Raw genomic sequence first — 5,700 nt, 5'->3', positions numbered from 1 at the left:
GCAGGACAGAAAGCAAAAGCTGCGATCGCCTACAATATGGCGAAAAAATATTTAGCCACAGCAAGAGTTTGGCTAGCAGCTTCTAGCTGGCAAACTAACTATGATCTGACATTAGAATTATATTTAGAAACAACAGAAGTCGCGTATTTATGTGGCGATTTTGAACAGGTAGAATACTGGGTGGCGATCGTTCTACAATCAGGCAAGACTATTCTCGATATTGTAAAAGTTTACGAAGTCAAAATTCAAACCGACATCGCGCAGAACCAGCTATTAAAAGCAATAAATACTGGATTGCAAGTGTTGCAGAAATTGGGGATCAGTTTTCCCGAAAAACTGAGTCAGTCAGATATTCAGCTTGAACTAAACATAATCATATCCCGCTTTGACAACGAGCCGATTCAGGACTTGATCCAATTGCCAGAAATGGCTCAACCAGAGAAGCTAGCAGCAATGCGAATTCTCTCAAGGATAACCCTTGCTGCCTATCATGCAGCTCCCGATCTGGTGCTTCTACTTGTGTTTAAACAGGTCAACTTATCAATTCAGTATGGCAATACGTTTGTGTCTCCTTTTGCATACGCCAACTTTGGGTTAATTCTTTGTGGAATGGTCGGCAACATTGAGACTGGCTACGAGTTTGGGCAGCTTACATTAAGGCTGTTAGCTCATCTGAAAATCCATTCACTTAAAGCTAGAACATTGTTCATGGTGACTAACTTCATCACCCACTGGAAAGAGCATATTAGAGAAACATCGAAACCATTTCTGGAAGCTTATCAAAGTGGTCTGGAAACTGGAGATTTAGAGTTTGCTGCCTATTGCGCTTTCACTTACTGCCTCCAACTCTTTATCGTTGGAAAAGAACTTGTAGAGGTTGAACACGAGATGGCAACATACTGTGAAGCAATCTATCAAATTAAACAGACAACATCACTCACTTGGACTCAAATATTTCAGCAGTCTGTTTTAAATTTGATGGGATGCTCGGTCAATCCATCCCGTCTCGTTGGCGAATCCTACAACGAGGAAAATAGACTGCCACATCATGAAATACAAGATGCAGTTATACTCTTTTTGGTACATCTCAACAAACTTATTCTATGTTATCTATTTTCTGAGTATGTTCAGGCGTCTGAGAACGCAGCCATAGCGGAAAGTCATGTAATCCGCGTCAGTGCAACACCCCTCGTTCCTTTACACTACTTCTATAGCTCTCTAGCAAGACTCGCAATATTTCCTGGAAGCAGCGCTCAAGCGCAAGAGGAAATTCTCAAAAACGTTGCTGTTATCCAGGAGCAAATGAAGCAATGGGCAGTTTATGCGCCAATGAATTATTTGCATAAATATTATTTAGTGGAAGCAGAGATTGCACGAGTTTTGGGTCAGTTACTTGAGGCAGAAGAGTTCTACGAACAAGCAATTCAAGGAGCTAGAGACAATGAGTATTTGCAAGAAGAAGCATTAGCTTATGAATTAGCTGCTAAACATTATCTGGCAAGAGGTAGAGAAAAAATCGCCCAAACTTACATGAAGGAAGCACATTACTGCTATGAACGATGGGGAGCATCTGCGAAAGTCAAAGATTTAGAAACTCGCTATTCCCAGCTATTTCCTCAATCGTCGGGCATGGCTTCCGGGCCAATCCACAAAACTTCTGTTACCACCTCTAATCACTCACCCATCGCTTTCGATTTAGCGGCGGTGATGAAAGCTTCCCTTGCGATTTCTAGTGAAATTGAATTGGATAAGTTACTCAGTTCCTTGATGAAGATATTAATCGAAAATGCTGGCGCACAAACAGGATTTTTGATTTTGGAAAACTCAGGAAAATGGGTGATTGAAGCGTCTAGTGAATTCAATGAGGGTGAGAATGCCTATGCTACGCAAGTGTTACAATCTATCCCAACTGCAAATCATTTACCTGAATCAATTATTAATTATGTGATTCGTACTCATGAATGTGTCATTTTAAATGATGCTACTCGTGAAGGTAATTTTATTAACGATCAATATATTCAACACAATCAAACTCAATCAATCTTATGTTTACCTATGCTCAATCAAGGTAAGCTCGTGGGCGTGTTGTATCTAGAAAATAAACTAGCGGCTGGGGCATTTACACCAGAGCGATTCTCCGTTCGCGCAAGCGTGCCGGAGGCATTAGGAGACGCTACGAGATCGCAAGTCTTAAATCTGCTATCCACCCAGGCAGCCATTGCGATCGAAAATGCCAAACTCTATGCAAAGCTCCGTGCGAGTGAAAGTAAGATGGCTCAGTTTCTAGAAGCGATTCCAATAGGAATTGGAATCATGGATGCGGTAGGTAGTCCTTACTACTTCAATCAAAAGGCAATTCAGCTATTGGGCAAAGGGATAGATCCTTCTATAACACTGGATCAAATCTCAGAGGTTTATCAAATTTATTTAGCAGGAACGGATCAAAAGTATCCAACTGAGAAATTGCCAGGGATGCGGGCGTTGAGCGGCGAACATACTAGGATCGACGATTCAGAAATTCGCCGAAATAACGTAACCATCCCAGTTGAGGCATGGGGAACTCCAGTATTTGATGAGCAGGGCAACGTGGCTTATTCGATTACAGCCGTTCAAGACATCACGGAGCGCAAACAAGCAGAACACCTCTTAGCCAATTACAACCGCACTCTAGAGCAACAGGTAGCAGAACGAACTGCGGCTTTACAAAAAAGCGAAGCCGCACTGCGCGATGTCTACGACGAGCTTCGCTTACGCGAACAAGAATTACGACTAATCACCGACGCTCTACCAGTTCTTATCAGCTACGTGGATGCAAATCAGCGCTATCAGTTTGTTAACCACACTTATGAGGTTTGGTTTAACCTTAGTCGAGATGAGATTTTGGGCAAGTATGTTCATGAACTCCTGGGTGAGCCGGTTTATCAACGGGTTGAGCCGTTTATCAATCAAGTGTTTGAAGGGCAAACTGTAACCCTGGAAGCAGAAATTCCCTTTTCACTGGGTAAAAGGTGCATCAGTGCTACCTTGATCCCCGATTGCGATTGCCCAAGGGACAGCGCCAAAGGCGATCGCAATACTCAAGTGAGAGGCTTCTACAGTCTCATCACGGATGTTAGCGAACAACGAAACGCTGCACTGCGTGAACGCAAACGAGCCGAACACGCCTCAATTCTGGAAGAACGCAACCGCATGGCGCGAGAAATTCACGATACCCTGGCACAGTCCTTCACAGGCATTCTTGTTCAAGTAGGAGCTACAACACAAGTGCTAGCGGATGATATAGAAGCGACACAGGCACACCTGGAAATAATTGATGAACTGGCACGAACCGGACTTGCTGAGGCGCGTCGATCGGTGGTAGCGCTTCGTCCTCAGCTATTGGAGGATGGCAATTTACATAGTGCCCTTCATCGCCTTGTGACTCAAATGAGAGCCACTGCCGATACCGCTCTGATCTACGAAATCAAAGGCACAGCGTATTCCTTACCAGATGAGGTTGAAAATAACTTACTACGGATTGGGCAGGAAGCATTAACCAACGCCATAAAATACGCTGATGCTGCGGAAATTCGTGTTGAGTTGGTATATGACAATGCCCAATGTATTCTACGCGTTAAAGACGATGGACGGGGCTTTGGGGTTGCTACGATCCCAGCTGTTGGCGGATTTGGATTGCTGGGAATGAGCGAGAGGGCAGAACATCTTGGAGCGCAACTGAGTATTCAGAGCCAACCTGGGCAAGGGACAGAAATTGTTGTCATTGTCAATCGAGATTAAGAATTATTAAATAGGCAAGATCAGAAACGCAACGTGTAGTATTGCTTAATTTCTCAGTTTGTACTTTCAATTTTTTCATAATTATGAGCCAATCAACGAATATTCGGATTCTGATTGTTGACGATCATTCCATTGTCAGGCAAGGATTGGCAACCATCATTAACCGTGATCCAGAGATGACGGTGATTGCTCAAGCAGAAGATGGACAACAGGCGATCACGCTTTTTCGTGAATACCAACCAGATGTAACGCTGATGGATTTACGAATGCCCCAGATGCCAGGAGTTGAAGCCATTACTGCTATTTGTGCTGAATTTAAAGCTGCCCGAATTGTTGTGCTAACAACTTACGATGGTGATGAAGATATCTATCGTGGTTTACAGGCAGGCGCTAAAGGATATTTGCTCAAAGATGCTAAACCCAACGAACTTCTGAGTGCTATTCGCACAATTCATCGCGGTCAGCAGTATATTCCACCCGAAGTAGGGGCAAAACTAGTGCAGAGGATGAGCAATCCAGAGTTGAGTGAGCGAGAGCTAGATGTACTGCGTTTAATGGCGCAAGGAATGAGTAATTTAGAAATTAGCAGTACTTTGAGTATCGGTGAAAGCACTGTCAAATCTCACGTTAATCGAATTTTAAGTAAGTTGGGAGTGAACGATCGCACTCAAGCCGTGATTATTGCTGTTAAACGAGGGATTGTCAATTTGTAAGGAAGTTGTACTAAAGTTCAAATTTAGATTCCAACTTTAGTTGGAGCCAACATTCCATTTTGAGATGGACTGATTTATCAATCAATCTATTGAGCAAAAGTTTCAACTTTTAGGGGACGACAAGTTAGAGTTAATTGCATATAGTACGGAAAGCCTCCAAAGCTTCAACAAAAGTATGTAACCCGGATTTATCACTGGCGGCGAAATCCTCTAGTTAATTGATGCCAAAGAATATTTAGAATTGGTAACAAAGGCGGAATACAATTATGCATGTTTGGAATTTGGCTAAAGGTTTAGGAGTCGTAATCGTTGGCGCAATAGCTTTCTCTGGAAACTCTGCTATTGCCAAAATCAATCAGGGTGTGACTCTAGAGAAGAATCGGAATGCACCTATCTTAAACACAGCGATTAAAAAGCACAATACATTAGGAGACGATGCCCTGAAAATTAATTACAGCATCAAACAAACTCAATCTCAAAATAGAAATGCTGCTCTAGATAAGAAAAAAACTTTGCTAGCAGGCTGCCGATTGTCTGAGTGTTTGTAAACCTTAGCATTTTTTATTTCATCCTAATAAAAAAGCTGCCTAAATCACAGCCAGCTTTTTTATTAGGGGTAGATTTGGCGAAGATGTCAGGAAGTGCAAATTAAACAGTTTAGTTTAAAAGCCAAGCAAAACCATAGACGTTTTTCTTTGTTCTTCCACTCTTTGTTGGGATATTATCAATCAATGCTCAGTAGAGCGATCATCAAAACAGTAGTTCATTTGAGCGGACTACAAACCAGAGTCAATTGCATATATTTAGATTCATACAAACACCAACAGCAACTCATTCGTATGAAGTAAGTTTATTTCACACAGATCCCAAAGAGTTAATAAGTAGGTGGGCATAAATATATAAATATAGATGTGTTACATTTCGTTAACGCATCATCTAATTTTCTTCTGAATGACTTAGACCTTTCCAAAAACTAGATTTTAGCTCAGGTAGTACAAGGATTTCAGAAGAGATCACTGGCGATGAGCATTTTCTTATTCGGAGGTCTCAGTGAGTTTTGACCGCGATCGCAGTTTGTTATCCGTCCCACCTTCAACACAAGATCACACAAAAGGTGTACTGAATGCGATTGTAGTGTTGGTGATGTATGGAGACTAGGACTTACGCATTGACAGAATAACAAAATAGTGAATTGATGAATATAGGTCGT

The 5,700-nt window shown here is 42.1% G+C and carries 3 protein-coding genes; all 3 read left to right on the top strand.

Translation table 11 applies throughout. The annotated features are described in order from the left end of the window. On the top strand, positions 1-3,777 hold a 3,777-nt coding region (locus HWQ42_RS17355), incomplete at its 5' end, for a PAS domain-containing protein (protein WP_292814314.1). An 83-nt stretch (positions 3,778-3,860) separates the two neighbouring features. Then, a complete protein-coding gene (locus tag HWQ42_RS17350; protein ID WP_292814311.1) occupies positions 3,861-4,490 on the top strand; it encodes a response regulator transcription factor in 630 nt (209 codons plus the stop codon). A gap of 266 nt (positions 4,491-4,756) precedes the next feature. Next, entirely contained in the window at positions 4,757-5,038 is a 282-nt protein-coding gene (locus HWQ42_RS17345) for a hypothetical protein (protein ID WP_292814308.1), read from the top strand. The last annotated feature ends 662 nt before the right edge of the window (positions 5,039-5,700 follow it).

Source organism: Nostoc sp. JL23 (assembly GCF_017115065.1).
GTDB classification, from domain to species: Bacteria; Cyanobacteriota; Cyanobacteriia; order Cyanobacteriales; family Nostocaceae; genus Nostoc; species Nostoc punctiforme_A.
The sequence above is the reverse complement of the archived record's forward strand: the minus strand, read 5'-3'. Positions and strand labels throughout refer to the sequence as shown.

Coding starts and splice junctions, on each gene's coding strand:
- HWQ42_RS17350 (WP_292814311.1), top strand. CDS start 3,861: ATGAGCCAATCAACGAATATTCGGATTCTGATTGTTGACGATCATTCC.
- HWQ42_RS17345 (WP_292814308.1), top strand. CDS start 4,757: ATGCATGTTTGGAATTTGGCTAAAGGTTTAGGAGTCGTAATCGTTGGC.